This is a genomic window from Roseibium sp. RKSG952, from assembly GCF_009711355.1.
This window is the reverse complement of record NZ_SMMF01000963.1, coordinates 243,090-268,087: the sequence shown is the minus strand read 5'-3', so window position 1 is coordinate 268,087 and position 24,998 is coordinate 243,090. Positions and strand designations below refer to the sequence as shown.

Sequence of the window (24,998 nt, the reverse complement as noted above, 5' to 3'; positions counted from 1 at the left end):
GTCCGCAACATGAGTACCCGTCTCGCAAAACAAGGCCGGCTGATTGACCGGTCGAAACAGGTCACCTTTACCTTCAACGGCACCTCAATGCAGGGCTATGAGGGCGACACGCTTGCCTCAGCCTTGCTGGCCAATGATCAGATGATGATGGGCCGGTCGTTTAAATACCACCGTCCGCGTGGCGTTGTCGCCAGCGGCGCGGAAGAGCCGAACGCCTTGGTTGGTCTGGGGCAGGGCAGCCGGTTCGAACCGAACCAGCGCGCCACAACCACTGAACTGTTCAATGGCCTGACCGCAATTTCACAGAACCACTGGCCGAACCTCGAATTCGACATCGGCGCTGTGAACACCGCGCTGGCCCGGTTCCTGCCGGCTGGTTTCTACTACAAGACGTTCATCCACCCCAAACCGTTCTGGAAGCACGTCTATGAGCCGTTCATTCGTCAGTCCGCCGGTCTGGGCAAGGCGCCGGACAAAGAGACACGCGATGCCGATACCTATGAGCACTTTTACGCCTTCACCGATGTTTTGGTGATCGGCGGCGGTGTTGCTGGTCTTCAGGCGGCTAAGGCTGCAGCACAATCCGGCGCAAAGGTCATGCTGATTGAGCAGACCGCGCATTGGGGTGGTCGCGCCCCGGTTGATGGTGGAACCATCAACGGCGAACCTGTGGATAAGTTCGTGGAACAATTGGTTTCCGAACTCGAAACAATGGATAACGTCACCATGCGGTCGCGCTGCATGGGGGCAGGAGTCTATGACCACGGTTATGTACTGGGTTACGAGCGTCTGACGGATCATAAACCGGGTACACAAGGCCCTCGTCATCGCCTGTGGCGCATCCGCGCCAAACAGGTCGTGACTGCGACCGGTGCAATCGAACGCCCGCTGTCTTTTGCCGGAAACGATGTGCCGGGTGTCATGCTGGCCTCGGCCATGCGCGACTATGTCGTGAACTGGGGTGTGACCCCGGGTGACCGCGTTATCATCGCCACCAACAACGATGATGCCTATCGTACCGCAATCATACTGAAACAGGCCGGTGTTGACGTCCTGCGTGTCGTTGATGCCCGTGCTGCAGCAGGACCATTGGCTGAGGAAGCACGCCAGCTTGGCATTCGTGTTGATCCCGGTAAGGCGATTGCCAAGGTCAAAGGTGGCAAGCGCGTTAAGAAGGTTGCGATCTGCAATCAGGAAGGCATCGGTGGTGCCCGGGAAGAGGTCGAATGTGATGCCGTTGCCATGTCGGGCGGCTGGTCTCCGGTCGTTCACATGTGGTCTCACTGCGGTGGCAAGCTGATCTGGGATGAAGCGAATGCGCATTTCCGTCCTGATCCGGATCATCCGCCACTGGGCGCCAACGGAGAAGGGTTCGTTCTGGCGGCCGGTGCCTCCAACGGGCCGCTGGGCTTGGGCGACGTTCTCACCGATGCGCATGCTGCTGGTAAAGCGGCAGCCAAGGCTGCAGGCTTCAAACCCAAAAACACCAAGGCACCAGAGGGAGCGACGACAGACGAGGCTGCGATGGAAGCAGTCTGGCTGATGCCGGCGAATGCTGAAATTCAGCTGCGCATGAAGTCCTGGCTCGACTTCCAGAACGACGTCAAAGTGTCCGACGTTCAACTGGCTGCGCGTGAAGGTTATGAAAGCGTTGAGCATACCAAGCGGTACACAACGCTGGGCATGGCAACGGATCAGGGTAAACTCAGCAATATCAACGGTCTGGCGATCCTTGCTGACTCGTTGGATTCTGAGATTCCTCAGGTCGGAACCACCACTTTCCGTCCGCCTTACACCCCGATTTCGATGGGTGCGATTGGCGGTGAGGCTCGTGGCGATGTCTTCCAGCCGATCCGTCAAACACCGATGCACAACTGGCACGACAAGAATGGCGCCGATTGGGAGCCGGTCGGCCACTGGCGCCGGACCTACGCCTATGTGCGCCCCGGAGAGTCTGTGCATGACGCGGTGAACCGTGAGGTGAAGAACACCCGCGACAACCTTGGCCTGCTGGACGCTTCGACGCTTGGTAAACTGATCGTCAAAGGCCCTGATGCCGGCAAGTTCCTGGACATGATGTACACCAACATGATGTCCACATTGAAGGTTGGCAAATGCCGCTATGGCCTGATGTGTTCAGAAAACGGTTTCCTGATCGACGACGGCGTTGTTGCGCGTATCGATGAGGATACATGGCTTTGCCACACGACCACCGGTGGAGCGGAACGTATCCATGGCCATATGGAAGAGTGGCTGCAGACCGAATGGTGGGACTGGAAAGTCTACGTTGCCAACGTGACCGAGCAATATGCGCAGGTCGCCGTTGTCGGCCCCAACGCCCGCAAGGTGTTGGAGAAGCTGGGCGGCATGGATGTCAGCAAAGAGGCGTTGCCGTTCATGGAGTGGCGTGACGGCAAGATCGGCGAGTTTGATTGCCGGGCCTACCGCATCTCGTTCTCAGGTGAGCTATCTTATGAGATCGCCGTCCCTGCCAGCCAGGGTCAGGCGTTCTGGGATGCCTTGATGGACGCAGGCAAGGAATTCGGCGTGATGCCTTATGGCACCGAATGTCTGCACATCCTGAGGGCCGAGAAGGGCTTTATCATGATCGGGGATGAAACCGATGGCACCGTGATCCCGCAGGATCTGGGGCTGCACTGGGCGATCTCGAAAAAGAAAGAGGACTTCCTCGGTAAACGTGCGCAAGAGCGCGAGCATATGATCGATCCCGACCGCTGGAAACTGGTTGGTCTCGAGACTGTGGATGGTTCCGTAATCCCTGATGGGGCCTACGCAGTGGGTGAGGGGGTAAACGCCAACGGTCAGCGCAATATGATCGGGCGTGTAACCTCGACCTATTACTCGGCCAATCTGGGCAAGGGAATTGCCATGGGTCTGATCAAACATGGTCCGGATCGCATGGGTGAAATCGTCGAGTTCCCGGGTACAGACGACAAAATCTACAAAGCCAAGATCGTAGACCCGATCTTCTTTGACAAGGACGGGGAGAAGCAGAATGTCTGAACCCATCAGCGCATTGAACCACGCCAGCTATGATGGCATTGCCAAGGTCGAAGAGTGCGGCCTGCAGGGTATGATTACCTTGCGTGGTGATCTTTCAGACAAGGTTCTGATCAAGGCAGTCAAAGATGCGACAGGGCAGAAGGTTCCCGGTCAGCGCGAAGTCTTCGTGGATGGAGATACCGGCGTTTGCTGGATGTCGACCGATGAATTGCTTGTATTGGTGCCATATGCCGAGGTTGAGGCCAAACTGGCAGCGATGACCAATGCTCTTAGCGGGACACATGCACTTGCGGTCAACGTATCTGACGCGCGTGCGGTGTTCCGTATCTCGGGTGGGAATGCACGCGAGGTTCTGGGCAAGCTGGCGCCGGTCGAACTGTCGGCCGAAGCCTTCCAACCCGGGCAGATCCGCCGTTCACGTTTGGCTCAAGTGGCTGGGGCGTTCTGGATGGATGACGCCGAGACTTTCCGCGTGGTGTGTTTCCGTTCGGCAGCAGACTATGTATTCAAACTGCTCAAGGTTGCAGCGCAGCCCAGCAGTGAGGTCGGGGTCTACTGACCTCACAGTTTTTGATAACTGCGAACAAATTGTGCCATCCTGCTGTTGCAGGATGGCACATTTAGTTTTGATATTGCATATCTATTTGGTCTTCAGCTATGAGTTTGGAAGTTCACAAAGTGACATTGATAAGTTGATGAGGTCTAAGTTTTTGTGTTTGCCGGAGCTTTCGCAGTTTGATCGGAAATGTCGGTTTCGTAAGTCACTGATGCAATCATAACTTGTTTTTTGAAACGAGCCATAGACGAAAGCCATAGATAGTAAAATTGTAATGAAGATTTTTAGAACTGGCGTTCTGGCCGCGTTGGCGACAGCTGTATCTGTCGGCCTGGCCAATTCTGAGGAATACAAAGAGACGTTTGAATGCTCATTCGAGAGGGGTATGGGAAAACGTCCCACGCCAACTCGTTTGGTGTTTTCTGTAGATCTCTACGGGCGATCTGCACTTTTACACGAAGTAGAAATTCCACGTATCGATACAACACCAGGTGTAGCTGACGTTAAAAGAGATAGTTACAAGGTACTTTCAATCTCGTGGCCAGCAAAACGGTACGTCTTCTCAGAAGATGGCAGAAAGATAAATTCTCATAGTATAAGTATCGAAAGTATCGACCTAAATACGCAGGAGTTTTCCATTTTTTTGGATCGCCGAACGATGAAAGCTATTGCGCGGACACAGTCTAGCGACATTCGCTACAAATACGGCGAAGCCGAAGGTCAATGCATTCTAAGAGCCTTTCCCAATAACTAGATGAGTAAAAAATGAAGACTGCTATAGCTGCCCTTTTTCTGGGTTTGTCTACGGTTGGTACATCCGTGGCTGCCGAAACATATAAAGAGACTTTTGAGTGTGAGTTTGGGCGTGGCCTTGCAAATCGGCCAACGCCGAGCCGGGTCGTGTTCTCGGTGGATGAATATGGACGGTCAGCACTGTTGCACAACGTCGAAATTCCAAAGCTCGACACCGATACCGGATCAGGCAGGATAAAGCGGGATACTCACAAGTTACTGGCTATAGCGTGGGTCGGCGATAACTACCTCTATTCCGCGAGCGGACGGCCTTACGCGACGAACGAGTCTCGGTATGACGCGATTGACCTGCGCGATCTCGAATTCACGATCAATCTAAACCGAAATACTATGAAGGCGACGGTAAAGTCGGCGACTTCCATCGCATACAACCGGCGTGATGGCTTCGCGAAAGGAAGCTGCATCGCAATCGCTGCACCAAAATAACCAGACAAGGAATGTATCGATGAAACAAGTAATCATCGCGACGAGCTTAGCGCTTTTTGCAGCAACTGCTCAGGCGGAAGTACGGAACTACGAATGTTCCGTACATAGTATCGAAGCACAAGGTTGGATTCCACCGCGCGTGATACTTAGCATCGACCCTGAGAATAAGCGAGCAAGGGCCTTTGATGGAGCTATCATTTCCGCAAATGAGCTCGCAGGACGGGAAGAAAATACGCCTGTGGACGCTCGCTTCAAATCTACGCGCAAAGGTGAATACGAGGTGAGCTGGCGGATTACGCTTTCCTCAAATTCAACCCGAAAATTTCGAGTGAACTATACCGCGAAATTAAATCCGGAAACCAACAAGCTGAACATGCGTGCGAATTTCCCCATGGATGGCTTAGCCAATAGGCCTAAGGGTGACGGAGTCTGTAAATTGGTAAGTAAACCAAGCCTTTATTGAATGTACCCAAGCTGGAGAAAGCGGGATATCCTCGCTTTCTTCGTTGTCGCCGGGAGCTTTCGTATTCTTCGTCCTGGCGTTGTTCAGTCTTTGAACAAGACTGTATGATAGCGTGATAATCCAGCGCTGGATAGCAGGCTTAGTCTATCCAGAGGTGCGTTGTTCCCGTCGTAAGCATCAGAGTAAAAGGACAAGACATTGAGTAGAGCAGCAGTTTTTTCGTGCCGCTCCTCAACTTCCAACAATGGTGCATGAAGGGAAAACAATAAAGCGGGGCGTTGCTTTTTCAGCCATTCCAACAAAGTCGGTAGCACGAGGAACTCAGCCCCTTCGATATCCATTTTGACCAATGAGACTTTCGACAGATCGTTTGCAGTTTCGAACTGATCCCATGCGATTGTCAGTGCGTCGCTTCCATGCGCTCCGTCGTGTAACAGAGAACTGGTTGAATCCCCGGGCTCTCCGCGAACCGAGGCCATGCGAGCGACGCCGAATTTGTCTGAAAGGGCCACACCAAACGCCGAGACGTTGTCGATGTTGTTGAGGTCCAGATTCCATGCCAGATGGCGGAATGCTGTTGGATCGGGCTCGAAACACCAGACATGCCGGGATTTGCGGGCACCGTATAGAACCGTCGGGCCAATCCAGGCACCGATGTCCAGATAGTCACCGTCGGGCGAGAGGTATTCGTCGAGTATCGCGAACGTCTCAGGCTCCCATGCACCGGATGATGCCTTGCGCCAGAATTTCGAATGATAGGGGTCAAGGCGGAAGGGCTCGCCATTCAGATTGCCCGCATAGTATCCGCGGGCGCGGTAGAACATCTTGCGCACCTGTGTAAGCATTGCCTGCCTCCGGGTTTTCTTGTCTCGGCTCTTGACCTGCGCGCGTGGCCAAAGCATTTAACCTTGGGAACCGCAACTTATATTTAACAGGGGGCCGACATGGCTTTTGAACTTCCTGATCTTCCTTATGCACATGACGCGCTGGCAGCCAAGGGTATGTCCGCGGAAACGTTGGAATATCACCACGACCTGCACCACAAAGCCTATGTCGACAATGGCAACAAGCTGATCGCCGGGACCGAGTGGGACGGCAAGTCGCTGGAAGAGATCATCGTTGGCACCTACGACGCCAACGCTGTTGCGCAAAACGGCATCTTCAACAACATCAGCCAGCTGTGGAACCACAACCAGTTCTGGGAAATGATGGGCCCCGGCGGCAACGCTATGCCCGGTGAGTTGGAGAAAGCTCTGACCGAAAGCTTCGGCTCGGTTGACGAATTCAAGTCGCAGTTCAGCGCTGCCGGTGCAGGTCAGTTCGGCTCGGGCTGGGCGTGGCTGGTCAAGAATGCAGACGGCTCGCTGGCCGTGACCAAAACCGAGAATGGCGTGAACCCGCTGTGCTTTGGTCAAACCGCGCTGCTGGGTTGTGATGTGTGGGAGCACAGCTACTACATCGATTTCCGCAACAAGCGTCCTGCTTACCTGTCGAACTTCCTCGACAACCTGGTGAACTGGGAAAACGTTGCATCGCGGATGTAATTGTTAACCCGATGTGGGTTTATCAATGGCCTGCTGGCGGTGACGCTGGCAGGCCTTTTCTTTTTGGGTTGGCTGTTACCAATGCCATTGCGGCGTTTTTCTTTCTTCATCGAATGACTGGTTCGAGCCCGAACTCGCCAATGGTACGCGATGTCTGGACTTCCGCTTTCTGCGGCACACGGCTTGCTGCGTGAGCAAAAAGTCGAAATCCGATCAACGTCCGCTCAGGGCTTATGCGACCCGTCCAAAATCGCCGGTGTTAGTCCAAGGCAGACATTGTCCAAGTGTCTGACTGCCTCACGTTTTACGAAAGTGACAAGTCGTCAGGTTAGTACTAAGGTGGCAAAATAAAAATTCGAATGTTTGACTATTCCGCTGCTCAACTTCATCTTTCGAGAGTTTAGTATGTCTAAGTTCAAATTTCCCACCGCCTTCACGATACTCTTTATTCTAATTGCCGTGGTGGCAATTCTCACTTGGGTTATCCCCGCTGGTGAGTATGAGCGCCAGATGAATGAAGCACTGGGTAGCGAAGCACCCGTGCCAGGCACCTATCATGAAGTGGAACCAAACCCTCAGGGTCTTGCATCGGTCATACTTGCGCCGATTGCCGGCATGTATGACCCGGGCCTACTCGGAAGCTCGTCCAGCGCCGCAATTGATGTGGCGTTCTTTGTTCTGATCATTGGCGGTTTTCTGATGGTTGTCACCAAAACCGGTGCGATAGATGCCGGAATAGGATGGTTGCTGCACAGGTTGGCAGGGCGGGAAATCCTGATGATCCCGATCCTGATGATCGCATTCGCATTTGGCGGAACCAGCTATGGTATGGCCGAGGAATCGCTGGCGTTCTATGCGTTGATCATTCCTGTTTTCATAAGAGCTGGATACGACTCGCTGACTGGTGTCGCTGTTATCATGCTGGGCGCGGGGATCGGCACTTTGGGTTCGACCTTCAACGCATTTGCGACGGTTGTTGCGTCGCAAGGTGCAGGTATTCCATTCACGAACGGGATTGTCCTGAGGTTCATCATTCTTGCCTTGTGCCTGGCTGCAGGCATTGCCTTCGTCATGCGATATGCAAGGCGGGTAAAAGCTGACCCATCCTTATCAGTGGTGGCGGATCAGGCCGAGGATAACAGGGCTCATTTTCTGAAAGGTTCGGAAAGCGGTGACGCATTCCCGGAATTGACGCGGACGCGGTCTATCATCCTGATCCTGTTCGGAATTACGTTCGCTGTGATGATCTATGGTGTGGTTGCATTGGGCTGGTGGATGGCCCGAATGTCGGGTCTCTTCCTTGTCATGTCGATCATTGTCTGGTGGGTCGGCAAGCTGGACGAAGGATCCCGAATGGATGAGGCGACCTTTGTCGAAACCTTTGTCGACGGTGCGCGCGATCTGTTGGGGGTCGCACTGATCATCGGCGTGGCGCGCGGTGTGGTCGTCATCATGGATGCGGGCAAGATCACCGACACTATTCTGGCGGGGGCCGAGGGATTTGTGTCTGGCCTAAGCGAGTTTGCCTTTATCAACGCCATGTTTGGCATTCAGATACTGATGTCATTCCTTGTGCCATCGTCATCGGGGTTGGCGACGCTTTCGATGCCGATCATGGCGCCCCTTGCTGATTTCGCGGGTGTCGGGCGCGATCTGGTGGTTACTGCCTATCAATCCGCCAACGGGTGGGTGAACTTGTTCAACCCGACGTTCGCGGTTGTTATGGGCGGTTTGGCCATTGGGCGGGTTTCTTACGACCGATGGCTTCGGTTCGTATTCCCATTGCTTGTTGTCCTTGCCGTCATCATTTGCGCCGCGCTCACCATTGGGGCCATGACAGATCCGGGGATCGACGCGCCTCAGACGGAGACTTCAGACGCAACTTCGAACTGAGTCCACGCGATGACTGAATATTCCCCATCAAAGGCTAAGCCAACATCAGGTGCTCTTGGGCTGACTGCGTGTATCGCGCTGGTTGTGGGGAACATGATAGGTTCAGGGGTGTTTTTGCTTCCGGCCTCGTTGGCACCGTTTGGGCCGATCGCAATCGGAGGTTGGGTTCTGACATCGGCCGGGGCCCTTGTTTTGGCGATTATCTTCGGAAGATTATCCCGTGTGGTGACCAAACCGGGCGGTCCTTATGCCTACTCGCAAGAGGCGTTCGGGGATTTTGCCGGTTTCATCATTGCGTGGGGCTACTGGATCGCCCTTTGGACCGGAAATGCGGCCGTGGCGGTGGCATTGGTCGGATATCTGGGCTTTCTGTTTCCGATTATTGTCGATGTCCCCATGTATGGGCTGGCAACGGCGCTTATCGCGATCTGGTCGCTGACTCTGATAAATATTCGCGGTGTCGAAGGGGCCGGGTTTGTTCAGATCATTACGACGATCCTGAAACTCGCCCCTCTGATCCTGATCGGCGCGTTGGGGATTTTCTGGGTCAATACCGAAAACTATTTTCCGATCAATCACAGCGGCACTACCGCGATTTCCGCGATCTCTGCTTCGGCTGCGCTGACATTGTGGGCCTATCTGGGTCTTGAATCGGCAACTGTGCCCTCAGGGGATGTCATCGAACCTGAAAAGACGATCCCGCGCGCCACCGTGATCGGCGTCATCATCGCAGCCTGCGTCTATATCTCGGTCACTGCTGTATCGATGGGTGTGCTCCCGCCCGATGTACTGGCGGCATCGGCTGCTCCGCTCGCTGCAGTGGGTGAGGTTATGTTTGGCACATTCGGCGGTCTTCTTGTTGCGTTCGGGGCGGTAATCTCAACATTTGGAACCCTGAACGGGTTTACCTTGCTGAGCGGGCAAGTGCCTTACGGCGCGGCCCTTGACCGGGTCTTTCCGGCCGCCCTTGGGCAGCAGTCGAAATTCGGAACTCCGGCCAATGCGCTGATCCTGTCCAACCTTCTGGCATCCCTGCTGCTTATCCTGAATTTCGCGCAAGGTTTGGTTGCAGCATTCAACTTTGTGATCCTGCTGGCGGTCATGGCCAGCCTGCTTCCATACGCAATTTGTTCAGTCGCCGAGATCATGATCCGGCTGAAAGGTGGCGAAGTCCTGCGGGGTGCGGAACTGGCGAAAGTAGCTGTTCTGGGAATGCTTGGGTTCACTTACTCGGTCTGGGCATTCATCGGGTCCGGTGCGGAAACTGTTTTGATTGGTTCTGTCCTGCTGCTTGCGGGCGTGCCCATCCATGTCTGGGTTCGCTGGAACCAGGCCAATGACGTTGAAGACATTCAGAAAACGGATACTTCGAAAGGAGAGTTGCCATGAAGCTCGGCGTTCATTCCGAGATCGGAAAGCTCAACAAGGTGATTGTCTCGCGCCCGTCACTGGCGCACGACCGCCTGACACCGCGAAATTGCGAAGAGCTTTTGTTCGATGACGTGATTTGGGTCGAACAGGCCCGCAAGGATCACGCCGAGTTCTGCTCGTTGATGCGTGAACGCGGGGTTGAGGTTTATGACATCCAGGATCTGCTGGCCGAAGCGATCCGTTCAGATCCTGCTGCACGTGCTTTCCTTCTTGATCGCCTGATCACACCCAACATGGTCGGGCTGGGGTTTTCCGTGGAAATGAGGGCCTGGCTGGATGAGATGGATGCAAAGCTGCTTGCCCGGCATATGCTGGGTGGCATCATCTTTGCAGATCTTCCCAAGGGAATGATCGACGAGCAGTTCGGTGATCTGGTTTCATTGGGCGATTTCATCCTGCCGGCGATCCCCAACGCGCAGTTCCAGCGCGACCCCTCCTGCTGGATTTTCGACGGCGTGACGACAAACCCGATGTTCTGGCCCGCACGTAAGCCGGAAACCTTGATCATGCGCACGGTGTACCGGCATCATAAATTGTTCAAAGACGCCGAATTCGAATTTTGGTGGGGCGATAGTGATGACGATTTCGGTCTAGCCTCTGTCGAAGGCGGTGATGTTCAGCCGGTTGGCAATGGAACGGTTTTCATTGGAATGGGCGAACGTACGACCCGTCAGGCTGTGGCACAGGTTGCCGAAGCGCTGTTCAGAAAGGGTGGCGCCGAGCGTGTTGTCGCCTGCGCCATGCCCAAAAGCCGCGCGGCCATGCATCTTGATACGGTCTTCACCTGCCTAGACCACGACAAGGTCACTGCGTTCTCGGAAGTCGCAGACCAGATCACCTGTATTTCGATCCGTCCCGGTGACCGTGGGGATTTGGATATCCACGTGGAGAAAGGGCACCTGTTCGACGTCTACAAAGAGGCTCTGGGGCTGAATTCGCTGGAGGTCATTTCAACCGGCGGCAATGAGTTCCAGGCCGAACGCGAACAATGGGATGACGGCAACAACGTCGTGGCCCTCTCGCCTGGTGTGGTCGTCGGCTATGCGCGCAACACGTTCACAAACGGCAAGATGCGTGCAGCTGGTGTCGAAGTTATCGAGATCTCGGGTCAGGAACTGGGGCGCGGTCGCGGCGGTGGCCACTGCATGACCTGCCCGATCGACCGCGATCCCGCCTATTGAATTTACCAAGGGCGCAGCCCCCTGCACCCACTGATTTTTGTTAGGGAGAGACAAGATGGCATTCAATCTCAAAGGCCGTAGCTATCTGAAAATTGCCGACTTCAGCCAACGTGAAATGCTGTATCTGCTGGATTTGGCCCGCGACCTGAAACGCGCAAAATACGCACGTGCCGAACAGCAGTCGCTAAAGGGTAAAAACATCTGTTTGATCTTCGAGAAAACTTCGACCCGCACCCGCTGCGCGTTTGAAGTTGCGGCTTACGATCAGGGTGCGAACATTACCTATCTGGACCCATCGGGCTCGCAGATCGGTCACAAGGAATCCATGAAAGACACGGCCCGCGTATTAGGGCGTATGTTCGACGGGATCGAATTCCGCGGCGCTGGCCAGGACATGGTCGAAACATTGTCAGACTATGCTGGTGTCCCGGTCTACAACGGCCTGACGGATGACTGGCACCCGACCCAGATGCTCGCTGATATGCAAACGATGATCGAGCATGCGGACAAACCACGAAAAGACATCGTCTACGCCTATTCAGGCGATTGCAGGTCGAACATGGGCAACTCGCTGCTGATGCTAGGCGCGATCATGGGATGTGATGTGCGGATGATTTCGCCGAAAGAGACGCAACCCCATGACGATGTGCGGAAGTTGGCAATGGAGCGGGCTGAAAGGACAGGCGCACGTGTGACCATCACGGACGATACCTCGGCCGTAGAAGGCGCGGATTTCATTCATACTGACGTCTGGGTGTCGATGGGTGAGCCAAAAGAGGTCTGGGCCGAGCGTATCAAGTTGCTGAGCCCTTATCAGGTCAACATGGATCTGATGAAGAAGACCGGTAATCCAGCAGTCAAGTTCATGCATTGTCTGCCCGCCTTCCACAATCTGGACACCAAGGTCGGACAGGACATTCATGAACAGTTCGGCATCACCGAAATGGAAGTGACAGAGGAAGTGTTCGAAAGCGATATGAACATCGCTTTTGAACAGGCCGAAAACCGGATGCACACCATCAAAGCGATCCTTGTCGCTACGTTAGGAGCCTGACCTATGGGACGCGTTGTTGTAGCACTCGGCGGCAACGCGCTTCTCAAGCGGGGTGAGGAGATGACGTCAGACAATCAGCGCAAGAATGCGAAGATTGCTGCCGAAGCCCTTGCCCCTCTTTGCGAAGCGCATGAGGCTGTCATTACCCATGGCAATGGCCCGCAGGTCGGGATGCTGGCCCTGCAGGAAATCATGTATACCGATGTTGAGGAGTACCCGCTGGACGTTCTGGTTGGTGAGACGATGGGCATGATCGGTTACATGATCGAACAAGAGCTTGGTAACATCCTGCCTTTCGAACACCACATCGCTACTTTGCTGACTATGATCGAGGTGGATCCTGACGATCCAGCCTTTGACAACCCAACCAAGTTCATTGGCCAGGTCTACGCTGAGGAGGAGGCAAAAAAAGAGGCTGCCGAAAAGGAGTGGACGGTAAAACCGGATGGCGAGTACTGGCGCAGGGTCGTTCCGTCACCCCGACCAAAGCGCATCTTTCAGGTCGAACCGATCCGTTGGATCTTGGAGAAAGGCGCCACTGTCATCGCGGCTGGCGGCGGTGGCATTCCAACAATGTATGAGAAAGGTGCCGATCGTAAACTGGTGGGAGTCGAAGCCGTCATTGATAAGGACTTCGCGTCATGCCTGCTGGCACAGAACCTTGGTGCGGATTTCTTTGTCATCGCCACGGACGCTGAGGCCGTGTTCCTGAATTGGGGCGAACCTGACCAGAAGGGCATTCGCTCAATTACGCCCGATGCTCTTGATGAGTATGAATTCCCAGCGGGATCAATGGGACCAAAAGTGCAGGCGGCACAGGACTTTGTACGTTCATCCGGAGGTAGGGCAATTATCTGTGCATTGGCAGATGTTCCCGCAGCCGTTCGTGGTGAAAAAGGGACAACCATCTCATTGAACGCGGGGCAAACACAGTTTCATTAGGCGTAAAAAGTAGTCTTCTGCTCATTGGAATGCTGCGAGGTTTAGTTCGTGTGCTTTGCCTCCAAAGCACCGGCATATTTTGCGAGTTTTGAACGGTGGCATTACTGATCTGAGTCAACACTGCAAATATCGCCTGTCGAAATGCGTTCGTCCTCTTCCAAGCTCCCATAGCGATGCCTCACTTATCGCTGGTCGCTCTCGCAGGTACAGGTGGAAACTTGCCTATACGTCAACTTTCGAATTGAGAGTTATTGTACCCGTGCTTGGCAGTTCCTAGCTAAAGGATGCGGAGGGGAGAGTTCCGCCAACCAATTGATAAGTAATCGGGCAGCGCGCCAAAAACCGAGGGCGCGTCACAGGTGAACTGTGCCTGACAGGCGAGGGATAGCCACAAAAACGGTATCAGGAGATCACTATGGTCGAACTTGCACAGGGAACTTGGGTTATCGTCGCCGACGGAGAAAAGGCGCTGTTTATGGAAAATATCACAGACGCCGAAGACCCAAATCTGGTCGTCGTCTCAGTCGAAGAGCAGGAACAGGAAACGGCACGCCTGAAACCTTCGGATCGGGCCGGACGTCGCTATGATCGTGGCCCCAAGCAGAAATCTGCGGTCGAAGAGGGCACCTGGAAGACCCATGCGAAATCTCTGTTTGTGCAGGATCTGGCCAATTTGCTGAACCGCAAGGGCCTCAAGGGGGCCTACAAACGACTGGTGCTGGTCGCCAGCCCCCACGTTCTTGGGCTTTTGCGGCGGCGCCTACATAGCGAAGTCCTGGCAAAAGTGGTGGCCGAAGTCGACAAAACACTGACCAACCATCCCTTGCACAAGGTCGAACAGGTTTTGACCAGTCGTCTGAAAGCTAATGCGCGCGCATAAGCAAAGCAGGTGGGCGGTTTGCACCGCCCACATTCGCTCTGATCACGCAAGCAATCTGCGCAGTTCAGTCATAGCGGTTTCAGCATCCCCCACCCATGTGATGAAATCGGACAGCGATGCATCTGCAAAGCCCTGATCAATCACTTGGTCCAATAGGGCACGCAAAGCGTCCCAGTATCCATCCACATTCATGACCAAAATGGGTTTGTCATGCAGACCCAGCTGGCGCCATGTCAGCGCCTCGAAAAGTTCGTCCAGTGATCCGGGGCCGCCGGGCAGTACGACAACTGCATCGGCATTCATGATCATGACCTTCTTTCGTTCGTGCATCGTCTCGGTGATGACAAAGTGGGTCAGGTCGGTTTTACCGACCTCGCGGCGCACCAGATGTACCGGGATCACTCCAAAGGTTTCGCCGCCCGCAGTCTGTGCCGCGCGTGCGACCTCGCCCATAAGACCGACATCTCCGGCACCATAAACCAGTCTCCAGCCTTCATTTGCCAAAAGCTGGCCAAACTGGCGGGCAGCGTCCGAATAGGCGGTATTTTCGCCATTTCGTGACCCGCAGTACACACAGACGGATTTCTGAGACATGAATGGGGGGCTCCGGGCTTGTGTCAGAAGTTTTGACCCGTGATAGCGGGATTGATAGGTTGGCTCAACTGTCGGGCGGAATGCTTTTAACTCAAAGCATTTTTGTCGCGGGGTGAAAGGAAAAAAATGGACGCCAAGTCGGGAAACGGAAGTTCAGGCACATTCATCTGGGGGGTGATCGCCGGTATCGTTGCATTGCTGATTGCAGGAGGTTTGTACCTGACAGGCATGTTCGGTGGAGATGCAGACAAAGATCAGCAACCGCAGGAAGAGGCTGCAGTCGTGCCTGAACCTGAAGAGCAGGTCACCGAGGCTGAGGAAACACAGACCACGCAGTCAGTCGACGAACCAGCGGCAGCCGAGACTGCGGAAGCGCAGGAAACCGACGAGACGGCAACCGAAGCACCTAGTGAGCAAACCGCTGATCAAGGGCAGGAGGAGCAGACAACAGAAGCTCCGGCACAAGACGCCGCCGCAGAGGCTGAAGAACCTGATACCGAACAGGAAGCAAGCGCAGATAAACCGCCCGCAGTAGCTCCACCTGTGTTGGACCAGATATTTGTTGAAAAGGATGGCAACGCGCTTTTGTCCGGAAATGCCGAGCCGGGTAGCCAAATTCGCGTCTTGCTGGACGGCGAGCCTGTGCACTCCTTTACGGTCGACAACAGCGGACAGTTTGCTGAATTTGTTGCGATCCCATTCAGCGAAAATGCACGCGGGTTGGTTTTGGAGCATTCTGATGGGACGCAATCGGCAAGATCCGATGATTATCTGATTGCTGCTCTTCCCGAGCCGGAGCCCGAAGTTGCTGAAGAAGAACAGATCGCCAGCGCCGAGCCAACGGCGACCGAAGAACCTGTAACCACCGCAAATACCGAAGAGACGCAGACAGCCACGGATGACACCGATGAACAGGTGGCCGAAGAACCTGAAGCAGAGGCGACCGACGATCAACAAATCGCAGTGTTGCGTTCGGGTGAAGAGGGGGTTGAACTTGTCCAATCGCCGACTGCATCTGCTGACGCTCCGAAACAGATCGAGTTGGACACAATCGGCTATTCTGACACCGGCGATGTTCAGTTAACCGGTCGGGCACAGGATGGTTCGGCAGTTCGTCTGTACCTGGATAACCGGTTGGTTGCTGAACTTTCGCCCGATGAAAGCGGAAAATGGCGCGGCGACCTCGAGGGAATCGATCCCGGCGTCTACACATTGCGTGTAGATGAGATCAACACCGACGGAACGGTACTGAGCCGCGTCGAAACGCCGTTCAAACGCGAACCGGTTGAGGTTTTGCAGGCGACTGAGGAAGCAGATCCAAATCAGGCACCGGCTGAAACCCCGTCAATCCGCTCGGTCACCGTACAGAAGGGGGATACATTGTGGGCAATCTCACGTGAGCGTTTTGGGGACGGTATTCTGTACGTAAAGCTGTTCGACGCGAACCGTGAACTGATCCGCGATCCAGATCTGATTTACCCGGGGCAGATATTTACTATCCCTGAATAAAAGCTTGGCTCTGGTCCTTTCGGGGGCTGGGGCCTATCTCTGACCGCAGCTAAGGTACGTGAAGAGATGACCGATCAATGAGTTCTGACAACCTGCCAGAGATAGATGAGCGCCGTTCAGGCTGGCTGACCATCCGTAAGGTCGCACCGTATCTGTGGCCAGAGGATGAGCCTTGGGTCAAACGCCGTGTGATCTTTGCGATGGTCATGCTGGTGCTGGCGAAGCTGATCGCTGTTTATACTCCGATCCTTTACAAAGGCGCAGTTGACAGCTTGGCGGGCGAAGGCGTGCCACCGCTTGCATTGGGCGCGGTGGGACTCACCGTAGCCTATGGAATGGCGCGCCTGATGACGGTTGGTTTCCAGCAGCTGCGTGATGCCCTGTTTGCTCCGGTCGGCCAACGGGCCTTGCGAGCGCTGGCGCTGGAGACATTCCAACACATCCACCAGCTATCGATGCGCTATCATATCACGCGACGCACAGGCGGCCTGAGCCGGATTATCGAACGTGGTGTGAAAGGCGTTGAGTTTCTGCTGCGGTTTTTGCTGTTTTCCATCGGCCCGCTGATCCTCGAGCTTCTGCTGGTCGCGATCATTCTCATGTGGCTGTTTGACGTTTGGTATCTGGTTGTCGTTGCTGTCACCATCGCGCTCTATATCTGGTTCACCTTTGCAGTCACTGAATGGCGGGTGAAGCTGCGGCGCGAGATGAATGATCAGGATACCGAAGCCAATCAGCGCGCCATCGACAGCCTGCTGAATTTCGAAACTGTCAAATATTTCAATGCGGAAGAGCGTGAAGCTGCACGCTATGATGTCTCGATGAAGGCATATGCGCAGGCCGCGTTAAAAACCGCATATTCGCTGGCGTTCCTGAACTTTGGTCAATCGCTTCTGATCACCTGCGGTCTGATAGGTGTGATGGTTCTGGCAGCTATTGGCGTCCAGAAGGGCACATTGACCGTCGGTGATTTCGTTATGGTGAATGCCTATATGATCCAGATAACCGTCCCCTTGAATTTTCTTGGTACGGTATATCGGGAAATCCGACAGTCGCTTGTCGATATGGGGCAGATGTTCCAACTGCTGGAACAGCCTGCAGAGGTCACGGACAAACCTGACGCAAAAGATCTGGTCGTCTCCGGAGGGCAGGTTGAGCTGGACCAGGTTCATTTCGGATATGAGGCGGACCGGGACATCCTGAAAGGCGTTTCGCTGACAGCCGAAGCGGGACAAACGGTGGCGATTGTCGGGGCTACAGGATCGGGAAAGTCGACGATAGGGCGGCTGCTCTTCCGGTTTTATGATGTCACGGGTGGTGCGCTCAGGATTGATGGACAGGACGTTCGCGATGTGACCCAGACCAGTCTGCACGCGGCCATTGGTGTGGTTCCGCAGGATACCGTCCTGTTCAATGATACCATCCGCTACAACATCGCTTACGGTCGCGAAGGCGCAAGTCAAGTCGACGTGGAAGCAGCGGCCAAAGCGGCGCAGATTCATGATTTCATCATCGCTTTGCCAGAAGGTTATGACACGAAGGTAGGAGAGCGGGGCCTCAAGCTTTCGGGCGGTGAGAAACAGCGGGTTGGCATCGCGCGGACACTGCTCAAGAACCCGCCCATTCTGTTGCTGGATGAGGCGACCTCGGCGTTGGACACAGACACCGAGCAAGACATCAAAGATGCTCTGGCGCGAGCGGGGGAGGGGCGTACGGTGATAACAATCGCGCACCGCCTCAGCACGATTGCCGAGGCTGACCAGATCGTTGTGTTGGAGCAAGGTGAAATCATCGAGCAGGGCTCCCACGATGAATTGTTGGCGCGTCAGGGCCGCTATGCGCAGCTATGGAGCCGTCAGCAGTCAGATACGCAGGCAGCTTAAGATCGTTGGCGCTATTGTGCTTCGGAAACAAGGAACTCTCAGTATGAAAAAACACATATTGGTTGCGCTCTTTGCATTGGGAGTACCTGCAGTTGCGTGTGCTGACCCTATCATTGGGCTTTGGAAAACCGAGCCCGACCGCAAGAACCTGATTTCGCACATTCAGATATCGGCCTGTGGCGACAAGTTCTGCGGCAAGGTTGAATCCGCTTATGATTCCTCGGGCAAGAAGGTTCAGACACCGAATGTTGGAAAGCAACTATTCTGGGACGTGACGAGTGAGGGAAGTGGAAAATATGGTGGGGGCGAGTTCTGGATCCCAATGATTGACGTGGATGTGGCACCTCAGATGACGCTATCGGGTAATACGCTGACGGTTCGTGGGTGCGAGCATGTGGTGTGCGGACATCAGACCTGGACCCGTTTGGAAAAATAAACCCTCATCGTGTTTGTGGGTGGGATCGAATATCACCCGGTATGAAAATTGCTTCATTAAGACGGTTTTGGTTGACGCGTCCACGTTCAACCTTGAAATCAACTGGACCATTTCACCAAGCGAACCCGGCCGGGTTCATTCACAACAATAGGGAAGTACCGATGAAGTTTCGTCTTGTTGCGCCGCTGATCGCGGTTGCATTGTCCGCTACTGCGGCAGTTGCCGAAGATCTGGAATTTTTGCTGATAAATGAAAGCTCGGCAGATCTTGTTGAATTCAACGTATCGTCGGCTTCTTCCGATGATTGGGAAAGCAATCTGCTGCAGGGGGGATATCTGGCGCCGGATTATGAAATCGGCGTACTGATCGCGGATGGTCTTGAAACTTGCGTGTACGATATTCGCGGAGTTTTCGCGGATGGATACACGGTCGAAGACTATAGCCTCGATCTATGTGATTTGGGTGCCTATACTTTCTCAGATTAAAGTTTTGAACCTAAAAGAAAAAGGCGAACCCGAAGGTTCGCCTTTGTTCACTCTGCCGCTTTGATAGGTGCGGTTGGCGGATGTTCCGTCGGGTCGCTGTCTTCGTTGGACGACGTAACCTCACGCGGTGTCCGGCCATCTTCCCAGACGATTTCGGTGGATTGCATGTCCCGAGCTGAGCGCCCGATTGCCATGTCCTGTGCAATCTGGCTGGATCGGCCGGCCGTCAACCGGGCCAACAACTTGCCTAACCAGACAGCATAGGTGGTCACCCAAACCCGCAGAGCAAGGAGTGACGGGGTGACGATCAGCGTCAGCACCGTCGCGATACCCAGTCCGAACACCACAGCAGTCGCCAGTTGTTTCCACCACAGGGCGGTTGGACTGTCGATCGAGTAGCCGCCGTTTATGAAGTCCAGAGACAGACCAAACATCATAGGTGTCAGACCAGCCATGGTGGTCAGGGTCGTTAGAAGAACCGGACGAATGCGTGCTTCGGCGGTACGGACGATTGCATCAATTCTGGGCATGTATCGGCTGTATTCCTGATAGGTATCGATCAGAACAATGTTGTTGTTCACCACGATCCCCGCCAGTGCGACAATACCGGTACCTGTCATGATGATTGAGAACGGCTGTTGCATCACCATCATCCCGATCAGAACGCCGGTCGTTGACAGCACAACCGCCAACAGAACCAGCACCGAATTGTAGAACGAGTTGAACTGAGCCAGCAGGATCACGAACATCAGACCCAATGCACCCATGAAGGCATTCACAAGGAACGCTCCGGATTCAGCCTGCTCTTCCTGATCACCGGTCCATTCCCAAGAGATTGTTTTGGGGAAGGGGTCGCTGCTTAGCCACTCAGTCAGTAATGCAATCCGCTCGTTTGGATTGATCAGCGCAAAGCGGGCGTCACCGCTGTCGATGCTTGTGATCAGGTCGCCCGTGCTTTCGGCGCCGGTAAGCTGCACCAGCTCGAACTCTCTGCCGTCTCCACTCGTGATAACAGTACCGGCGGGTGTAGCACCTTCAACGATTTCCCGCACAACGGCCAGTCGTTGTTCCGTACCATCAGGACCATCAACAACCACCTTACTCAGGCCTGCTTCAACATCTGCCTTGATGTCGTAGTACCGTTCCTGATCGATCCGATTGATCTCCGCCAGCTTCTTGACTGGCTGCCGCGTGACGAAGTTCGACAAGGGGATCAAACCGTCCGGTGTCCGAACCTTCAGCGTATCAAGAGTGGACAGAACCCTATCTTCGTCTGGCAGGCGGACACGGATTTCGATTTCCTCATCCGTGCTGTCGGGACGCATTTCGCCCAACAAGATGCCCCGCGTGACCAGCTGGACCATAGCGCCGACGGTTGCAACATCCGCGCCGAAACGACCCGCCTTGGCGACGTCGACGTCAATCTGCCAGTCAATGCCAGGCAATGGCAGCGAGTCCTCAGTCTTGATCAGGCCGGGGGTGTTGTCGAACGCCTCTCGCGCTGCAAGGGTCGAATTCGTCAGCTCTTCCCAATTGTCACCCCTGATCCGCAGATGTACCGGCTTGGCCGATGCAGGGCCCTGCTCAAGCGGCTGGATCTCGACAATTATGCCGGGAATTGAGGCCAGCTCTGCAGACAGTTCTTCCAGAACAAAGTCCCCGTCGTATTCAGGGGAAATGACCTGCCGATCGAACAATCCACCTAGGATGGGTTCTGAGATATTCGGGCGATCTTCCCAAGGCAGGATCTCAAACTGGACGCGACCAACTGTATCAGCAGGGGCCTCGGCGCCGCCATTGTTCTGGTTGAGACCACCTTCGCCTGCAAAAGAGAACACATTGATCACTGCAGGGTGGGCGCCGATGACTTCTTCGGCGGCCAAAACCATGTCGTCCTTTTCATCAAGTGAAAGGTTCCCACGTGCACGGACGTAGGCCGTTGCCTGTTCCGGCTCGGTCTCAACAAAGAATTCGACACCACGATTGTTACTTCCGAAAGCGAACATGACCGCAAAAACGCCGGCCCCGATCAGCAGGATCGAAACAACGGGCATAACGGGATTGCCAACGAGAAACTTCATGACATAGCCGAAGACGCTGTGCTCTTTGGCAGTATGCACACGGGTTTCAGGTGCGCGTTCGATTTTGGCAGCGCTCAACGCTACGGACCCGCCGAACGCTCCGAACATCAGCAAGATCGCCCCAAAGATCACGCCTCCAAAGGATGACCCGGGCATCAGATAATCGGGGTTCACCATCTGCATCGCACCCAGGAACATCATATAGAGTACTGGCGGAACAAGAACTGCACGCACCCACCAAGGAGTAGTGGCGCGCAACCAGTCAGAGGTGCGATCAAAGACGCGGCTAAGACGTCCGGAAACACCACCGACAACCGGCAGATAGATCAGCGCGACGACGAGTGAGGCCGACAGAACGAAGATCAGCGTGATTGGCAGCATCTTCATGAACTCGCCCGGAACGCCCGGCCAGAACAGCATCGGCAGAAATGCGCAGAGCGTCGTGGCGGTCGAGGATACGATCGGCCAGAACATCCGCTGCGCCGCCTCGACATAGGCGTGCATCGGGCCAACACCTTCCTTGATGCGTTTGTCCGCGTATTCCACAACCACGATCGCACCATCGACCAGCATGCCGACGGCCAGGATCAGCCCGAACATTACCATGTTCGAGATGCTGACCCCCATCATCGCGAGCAAGGCAAAACACAGCAGGAAAGAGGTTGGGATCGCAAAACCCACCAGCAACGCGGCACGGGTCCCCAACGAGGCCAGAACGACGATCATCACCAGCGCGATTGCGGTCAGAACCGAGCCTTCCAGCTGGCGAACCATTGAATCGACGATACGGCTCTGGTCGTTGGATGTGCCGACATCAACCGCTGCCTGCAGTTCAGTTGGCCACTTTGATTGTGCTTCGGCAACTTTCGCTTTCACCTCGGCAACCGTATCGATCAGGTTGAACCCTTTGCGTTTGACGACCTGAAGCGCCACGGTCGACTCGCCATTGAAACGGGCGGTGCCAGCTCGGTCTTCGAAGGTGTAGTTGATCTCAGCAAGCTCACCCAGCGTCACGACACGATCGCCGTTCACCTTGACGGGCAGGCCATACACATCCTGAGCTGTTTTGAACGAGGAAGGGATCTTGACCGAGAATGTGCCCTGTTCGGTTTCAACCTCGCCAGCTGCAATTAGCTGGTTGTTATTCTGAACAACATTAATCAGCTCATTGGCGGTGACATTGTAGGCTTCAAGACGCAAAGGATCGATCACGACCTCGAGCATCTCGTCGCGATCACCCGCAATTCCCGCTTCAAGAACTGAATCAAGCGCTTCGAGATCGTCCTGCAGGTCCTTGGCGATACGCGCCATAGTACGTTCGGGTACCGCACCGGTCAGGTTGACGATGACGATTGGGAACTCCGAGAAATTGACCTCGGTGATCGTGTATTGCTCGGCTCCGTCGGGGAATTTGCTCTGTGCCGTGTTCATCGCATCGCGTACATCAGCGATGGTGGCGGACTTATCCCAGCCGAACTCGAATTCCATCAGGATACCAGCGTAGCCCTCGGCGGCGGTAGCTGTCATCTTGTCCAGCCCGTCGAGATCGGCCATCTCGGTTTCCATCGGCTTGATCAGCAGGCTTTCGCTGTCCTCGGCCGAAATGCCCGGGAACTGAACCGATACGAACAGCATCGGGATATCAATGTCCGGTTCGCCTTCCTTGGGCAGGTTCACATAAGCAAACCCGCCGATAATCAGCGAAATCGCGATGAAGGCCAGAACCATTCGGGCTCGATCCGCGGCCCAACTGACAATACCCGTCATTGCGAAGCTTCCCGATATGTTGGTGCGACCGTGACGCCTCGGGTCACGAATTCCTGCCCGACAACGATGATATCAGTTGTTTCCGGCAGCCCGCCGATCCAGACGCCCTCGGAAGTATCGCGCAGGATTCGGACGGGTTTGAAGTCTACGACATTTTCTGCGCCGACGGTTCGTACTCCGAGTTGACCGTCATTGTTCAGGGTCAGCGCGGATTGGGGCAGCAAATGCGCCTTAACCCCTTCGGCTGCGATCTGAATGTTTGCGGTTTGACCGTCGCGGATCAGCAATTCCGGGTTCGGAACAGTGATCTCAACCTCGAATGTGCGGGTGGTTTCGTCTGCCGAGCGGCTCAGAAATGTCACCCGGCCTTCGACCTGAAGGCCTGTTACCAGTTGAGCCGATGCAAGCGAGCCTACGATCACACGGTTCACTTCGGTCTCCGGAACGAAACCAACCAGCTTGATCGGATCAAGCTGAATGACAGTCGCACAAAGCGAGCCTGGTTGCATCAGGCTGCCCAATTCGGCTGTGTCACTTTCCAGAAGGCCACGGAAGGGCGCTTCGATAGTCAGACGCTCCAGCTCACGCTCAGCCGCTGCAACCTCAGCAGAGGCGGCTTCGATGCCCGCCTGTGTGGCTTCCAGCCCGGCTTCGGCCGATTTGATGCCTGCCTGGGCCGTGCTCATCGCAGCTTCGCTGGAGATACGGCGGGTTTCAGAACCAAATCCGGTCTCGGACAGTTTGCGTGCCGCTTTCAGGTTGATCTCTGCTTCGGCAACCAGCGCATGCGCTTCTTCGAGACGTGCCTCAGCTTCGGGAACCCGGCTTTGCGCTTCTAGTTGGGCGGCTTTTGCCTCGGTCAGGCTGGCGTGGCGCGTACCCGGATCAAGCTCGCATAGCAGATCGCCCGCTTCGACAAAGGCGCCCTTGCGCTTTGGCTCGGATACGACAGTCGAAGTAGTTTCAGACAGAACTTCAACCTGACGGTTGGCTTTGGTCTGCCCTCTCAGCAGCACAGCGCTGTCAATTTCACGAGCGGTCGAACGCAGCGCCACCACTCCGATGGCCTTTGAGGCCAAGGTGTTAACTTCTTCAGAATCGGTCTCTGACAAGGTTTCGGTCTCGGCATCGCCGCGACCTGCAAATGCAAACAGAGCGTCACGCTCAAAAACTATTAAATATAACGCGACAATAACCAAAAGGGCGTTGATGAATGAAATCAACCGCATGCCGTGCGTCTCCTTGAGTTCTTCGCAATACCGTAATCGGTGTGCATGCCATGAAATGGGGTCGGGCATGCTGCATGTCCATACTGAACTGAATAGTTCGGTTTAGTTTTTTTCGCAAGAGGCGGCCCATCTGGTGCAAATGTGCAAATTCCGGCACTTGGCTTGCCGATGGTGCCGGGGTATGACATGGCGCTATACAGCTGAATACAACGCCTGGGGGCAGGAATGAGCGACGTCGACAGTTTTATTGATGAGGTCACCGAAGAGGTGCGCCGCGACCGGCTCTATCTGCTTTTGCGCCGTTGGGGCTGGGTTGGCGTAACTGCGGTAGTTCTGATCGTAGGCGGCGCGGCGTTCAATGAATACCGTAAGGCGCGTGACACAGGCAGGGCCGAGGCTCTGGGAGATTCGATTCTGTCTGCTCTTGCCGAAAACGGTTCGGCTGAACGGGCCGCGAAACTGGAAAGTGTGGAAACCCAGTCTGTGGGTGGTGATGCTATCCTGAACATGCTGCTGGCTGCCGCACAGGTTGATACGGGTTCTGAGCAGGATGCCATCGCAAATCTGAATAGCATCGCAGTTCAGGGCGAGCTGCCGCAGATCTATCGCGATATGGCGGCATTCAAAGCCTTGCTGTTGCAGGGAGATAGCCTGCCTGCTGCCGATCGCCGACTGCAATTCGAGGCGCTGGCGGCACCTGGTGCCCCGTTGCGCTTGCTGGCTGAGGAACAGTTGGCGCTGATCGACGTGGCCGAAGGAAACACTCAGGCAGCGGTGGACCGACTACAGGCGTTGCGACAGGACGCC

The 24,998-nt window shown here is 55.0% G+C and carries 21 protein-coding genes; 17 read left to right on the top strand and 4 right to left on the bottom strand.

Translation table 11 applies throughout. From position 1 onward, the window contains the following. The first annotated feature begins 9 nt into the window (after positions 1 to 9). The 5 genes from E1297_RS47440 (at position 10) to E1297_RS47420 (ending at position 5,282) form a co-directional block, all read left to right on the top strand. The gene (locus E1297_RS47440; RefSeq protein WP_155151270.1) at positions 10 to 3,024 is read left to right on the top strand and encodes a sarcosine oxidase subunit alpha family protein; all 3,015 of its coding nucleotides are present in this window, start codon (positions 10 to 12) and stop codon (positions 3,022 to 3,024) included. After that, on the top strand, positions 3,017 to 3,583 hold the full coding sequence (locus E1297_RS47435; protein ID WP_155151267.1) for a sarcosine oxidase subunit gamma: 567 nt from the start codon (positions 3,017 to 3,019) through the stop codon (positions 3,581 to 3,583). Before E1297_RS47440 ends, E1297_RS47435 begins: the two co-directional genes overlap by 8 nt. Before the next feature lie 271 nt (positions 3,584 to 3,854). Continuing rightward, positions 3,855 to 4,334 (top strand): hypothetical protein, encoded by a 480-nt coding sequence (locus tag E1297_RS47430; protein WP_155151264.1) that lies wholly within the window; start codon positions 3,855 to 3,857, stop codon positions 4,332 to 4,334. Between the two features lie 11 nt (positions 4,335 to 4,345). Further along, on the top strand, positions 4,346 to 4,819 hold the full coding sequence (locus tag E1297_RS47425) for a hypothetical protein (protein ID WP_155151261.1): 474 nt from the start codon (positions 4,346 to 4,348) through the stop codon (positions 4,817 to 4,819). 19 nt (positions 4,820 to 4,838) lie between these two features. Next, positions 4,839 to 5,282, top strand: coding sequence for a hypothetical protein (locus E1297_RS47420; protein WP_155151258.1), 444 nt, complete (start codon positions 4,839 to 4,841; stop codon positions 5,280 to 5,282). 83 nt (positions 5,283 to 5,365) lie between these two features. Here the strand turns inward: E1297_RS47420 and E1297_RS47415 are convergent, their stop codons facing one another. Further along, positions 5,366 to 6,127: an FkbM family methyltransferase gene (locus tag E1297_RS47415; protein ID WP_155151253.1), complete on the bottom strand. Its 762-nt coding sequence runs from the start codon at positions 6,125 to 6,127 to the stop codon at positions 5,366 to 5,368. Positions 6,128 to 6,226: 99 nt separating this feature from the next. Here E1297_RS47415 and E1297_RS47410 point away from each other — a divergent pair, with 99 nt between their 5' ends. The 7 genes from E1297_RS47410 (at position 6,227) to E1297_RS47380 (ending at position 14,207) form a co-directional block, all read left to right on the top strand. Continuing rightward, positions 6,227 to 6,826, top strand: a complete 600-nt coding sequence (locus E1297_RS47410; RefSeq protein WP_113789565.1) for a superoxide dismutase — start codon at positions 6,227 to 6,229, stop codon at positions 6,824 to 6,826. Between the two features lie 405 nt (positions 6,827 to 7,231). Continuing rightward, positions 7,232 to 8,719: a YfcC family protein gene (locus E1297_RS47405; protein WP_155151250.1), complete on the top strand. Its 1,488-nt coding sequence runs from the start codon at positions 7,232 to 7,234 to the stop codon at positions 8,717 to 8,719. 9 nt (positions 8,720 to 8,728) lie between these two features. Next, positions 8,729 to 10,108: an amino acid permease gene (locus tag E1297_RS47400; protein ID WP_155151247.1), complete on the top strand. Its 1,380-nt coding sequence runs from the start codon at positions 8,729 to 8,731 to the stop codon at positions 10,106 to 10,108. Continuing rightward, entirely contained in the window at positions 10,105 to 11,331 is a 1,227-nt protein-coding gene (locus E1297_RS47395) for an arginine deiminase (protein WP_155151242.1), read from the top strand. The genes E1297_RS47400 and E1297_RS47395 overlap by 4 nt, the downstream gene beginning before the upstream one ends. A 55-nt stretch (positions 11,332 to 11,386) precedes the next feature. Next, positions 11,387 to 12,385 carry an ornithine carbamoyltransferase gene (argF, locus tag E1297_RS47390; protein WP_155151239.1) on the top strand — a complete coding sequence of 333 codons (999 nt, stop codon included), beginning with the start codon at positions 11,387 to 11,389 and terminating at the stop codon, positions 12,383 to 12,385. Between the two features lie 3 nt (positions 12,386 to 12,388). Then, the gene (arcC, locus tag E1297_RS47385) at positions 12,389 to 13,327 is read left to right on the top strand and encodes a carbamate kinase (RefSeq protein ID WP_155151235.1); all 939 of its coding nucleotides are present in this window, start codon (positions 12,389 to 12,391) and stop codon (positions 13,325 to 13,327) included. A gap of 415 nt (positions 13,328 to 13,742) precedes the next feature. Then, positions 13,743 to 14,207, top strand: coding sequence for a host attachment family protein (locus E1297_RS47380; protein ID WP_155151233.1), 465 nt, complete (start codon positions 13,743 to 13,745; stop codon positions 14,205 to 14,207). Between the two features lie 42 nt (positions 14,208 to 14,249). Here E1297_RS47380 and E1297_RS47375 read toward each other — a convergent pair whose 3' ends face one another. Further along, a complete protein-coding gene (locus E1297_RS47375; RefSeq protein WP_155151230.1) occupies positions 14,250 to 14,801 on the bottom strand; it encodes a TIGR00730 family Rossman fold protein in 552 nt (183 codons plus the stop codon). A gap of 126 nt (positions 14,802 to 14,927) precedes the next feature. On the opposite strand from E1297_RS47375, the gene E1297_RS47370 reads away from it, so the two are divergent. The 4 genes from E1297_RS47370 to E1297_RS47355 all read left to right on the top strand — a co-directional run bounded on the left by E1297_RS47370 (position 14,928) and on the right by E1297_RS47355 (position 19,114). After that, positions 14,928 to 16,310 (top strand): LysM peptidoglycan-binding domain-containing protein, encoded by a 1,383-nt coding sequence (locus tag E1297_RS47370; protein ID WP_155151227.1) that lies wholly within the window; start codon positions 14,928 to 14,930, stop codon positions 16,308 to 16,310. 77 nt (positions 16,311 to 16,387) lie between these two features. Continuing rightward, positions 16,388 to 18,193 carry an ABC transporter ATP-binding protein/permease gene (locus tag E1297_RS47365; protein ID WP_155151224.1) on the top strand — a complete coding sequence of 602 codons (1,806 nt, stop codon included), beginning with the start codon at positions 16,388 to 16,390 and terminating at the stop codon, positions 18,191 to 18,193. Positions 18,194 to 18,236: 43 nt separating this feature from the next. Continuing rightward, positions 18,237 to 18,629 carry a DUF2147 domain-containing protein gene (locus E1297_RS47360; protein ID WP_155151221.1) on the top strand — a complete coding sequence of 131 codons (393 nt, stop codon included), beginning with the start codon at positions 18,237 to 18,239 and terminating at the stop codon, positions 18,627 to 18,629. Positions 18,630 to 18,790: 161 nt separating this feature from the next. Continuing rightward, positions 18,791 to 19,114 (top strand): hypothetical protein, encoded by a 324-nt coding sequence (locus tag E1297_RS47355; RefSeq protein ID WP_155151218.1) that lies wholly within the window; start codon positions 18,791 to 18,793, stop codon positions 19,112 to 19,114. Between the two features lie 47 nt (positions 19,115 to 19,161). Here the strand turns inward: E1297_RS47355 and E1297_RS47350 are convergent, their stop codons facing one another. Further along, positions 19,162 to 22,962, bottom strand: coding sequence for an efflux RND transporter permease subunit (locus tag E1297_RS47350; protein WP_155151215.1), 3,801 nt, complete (start codon positions 22,960 to 22,962; stop codon positions 19,162 to 19,164). After that, a complete protein-coding gene (locus E1297_RS47345; RefSeq protein WP_155151212.1) occupies positions 22,959 to 24,191 on the bottom strand; it encodes an efflux RND transporter periplasmic adaptor subunit in 1,233 nt (410 codons plus the stop codon). Before E1297_RS47345 ends, E1297_RS47350 begins: the two co-directional genes overlap by 4 nt. A gap of 225 nt (positions 24,192 to 24,416) precedes the next feature. Between E1297_RS47345 and E1297_RS47340 the strand changes: the two genes are divergently transcribed. Then, on the top strand, positions 24,417 to 24,998 hold a 582-nt coding region (locus E1297_RS47340), incomplete at its 3' end, for a hypothetical protein (protein ID WP_155151892.1).

Coding starts and splice junctions, on each gene's coding strand:
- argF (WP_155151239.1), top strand. CDS start 11,387: ATGGCATTCAATCTCAAAGGCCGTAGCTATCTGAAAATTGCCGACTTC.
- E1297_RS47350 (WP_155151215.1), bottom strand. CDS start 22,962: ATGACGGGTATTGTCAGTTGGGCCGCGGATCGAGCCCGAATGGTTCTG.
- E1297_RS47430 (WP_155151264.1), top strand. CDS start 3,855: ATGAAGATTTTTAGAACTGGCGTTCTGGCCGCGTTGGCGACAGCTGTA.
- E1297_RS47405 (WP_155151250.1), top strand. CDS start 7,232: ATGTCTAAGTTCAAATTTCCCACCGCCTTCACGATACTCTTTATTCTA.
- E1297_RS47435 (WP_155151267.1), top strand. CDS start 3,017: ATGTCTGAACCCATCAGCGCATTGAACCACGCCAGCTATGATGGCATT.
- E1297_RS47415 (WP_155151253.1), bottom strand. CDS start 6,127: ATGCTTACACAGGTGCGCAAGATGTTCTACCGCGCCCGCGGATACTAT.
- E1297_RS47365 (WP_155151224.1), top strand. CDS start 16,388: ATGAGTTCTGACAACCTGCCAGAGATAGATGAGCGCCGTTCAGGCTGG.
- E1297_RS47420 (WP_155151258.1), top strand. CDS start 4,839: ATGAAACAAGTAATCATCGCGACGAGCTTAGCGCTTTTTGCAGCAACT.
- E1297_RS47355 (WP_155151218.1), top strand. CDS start 18,791: ATGAAGTTTCGTCTTGTTGCGCCGCTGATCGCGGTTGCATTGTCCGCT.
- E1297_RS47440 (WP_155151270.1), top strand. CDS start 10: ATGAGTACCCGTCTCGCAAAACAAGGCCGGCTGATTGACCGGTCGAAA.
- E1297_RS47425 (WP_155151261.1), top strand. CDS start 4,346: ATGAAGACTGCTATAGCTGCCCTTTTTCTGGGTTTGTCTACGGTTGGT.
- E1297_RS47400 (WP_155151247.1), top strand. CDS start 8,729: ATGACTGAATATTCCCCATCAAAGGCTAAGCCAACATCAGGTGCTCTT.
- E1297_RS47345 (WP_155151212.1), bottom strand. CDS start 24,191: ATGCGGTTGATTTCATTCATCAACGCCCTTTTGGTTATTGTCGCGTTA.
- E1297_RS47395 (WP_155151242.1), top strand. CDS start 10,105: ATGAAGCTCGGCGTTCATTCCGAGATCGGAAAGCTCAACAAGGTGATT.
- E1297_RS47410 (WP_113789565.1), top strand. CDS start 6,227: ATGGCTTTTGAACTTCCTGATCTTCCTTATGCACATGACGCGCTGGCA.
- arcC (WP_155151235.1), top strand. CDS start 12,389: ATGGGACGCGTTGTTGTAGCACTCGGCGGCAACGCGCTTCTCAAGCGG.
- E1297_RS47380 (WP_155151233.1), top strand. CDS start 13,743: ATGGTCGAACTTGCACAGGGAACTTGGGTTATCGTCGCCGACGGAGAA.
- E1297_RS47375 (WP_155151230.1), bottom strand. CDS start 14,801: ATGTCTCAGAAATCCGTCTGTGTGTACTGCGGGTCACGAAATGGCGAA.
- E1297_RS47370 (WP_155151227.1), top strand. CDS start 14,928: ATGGACGCCAAGTCGGGAAACGGAAGTTCAGGCACATTCATCTGGGGG.
- E1297_RS47360 (WP_155151221.1), top strand. CDS start 18,237: ATGAAAAAACACATATTGGTTGCGCTCTTTGCATTGGGAGTACCTGCA.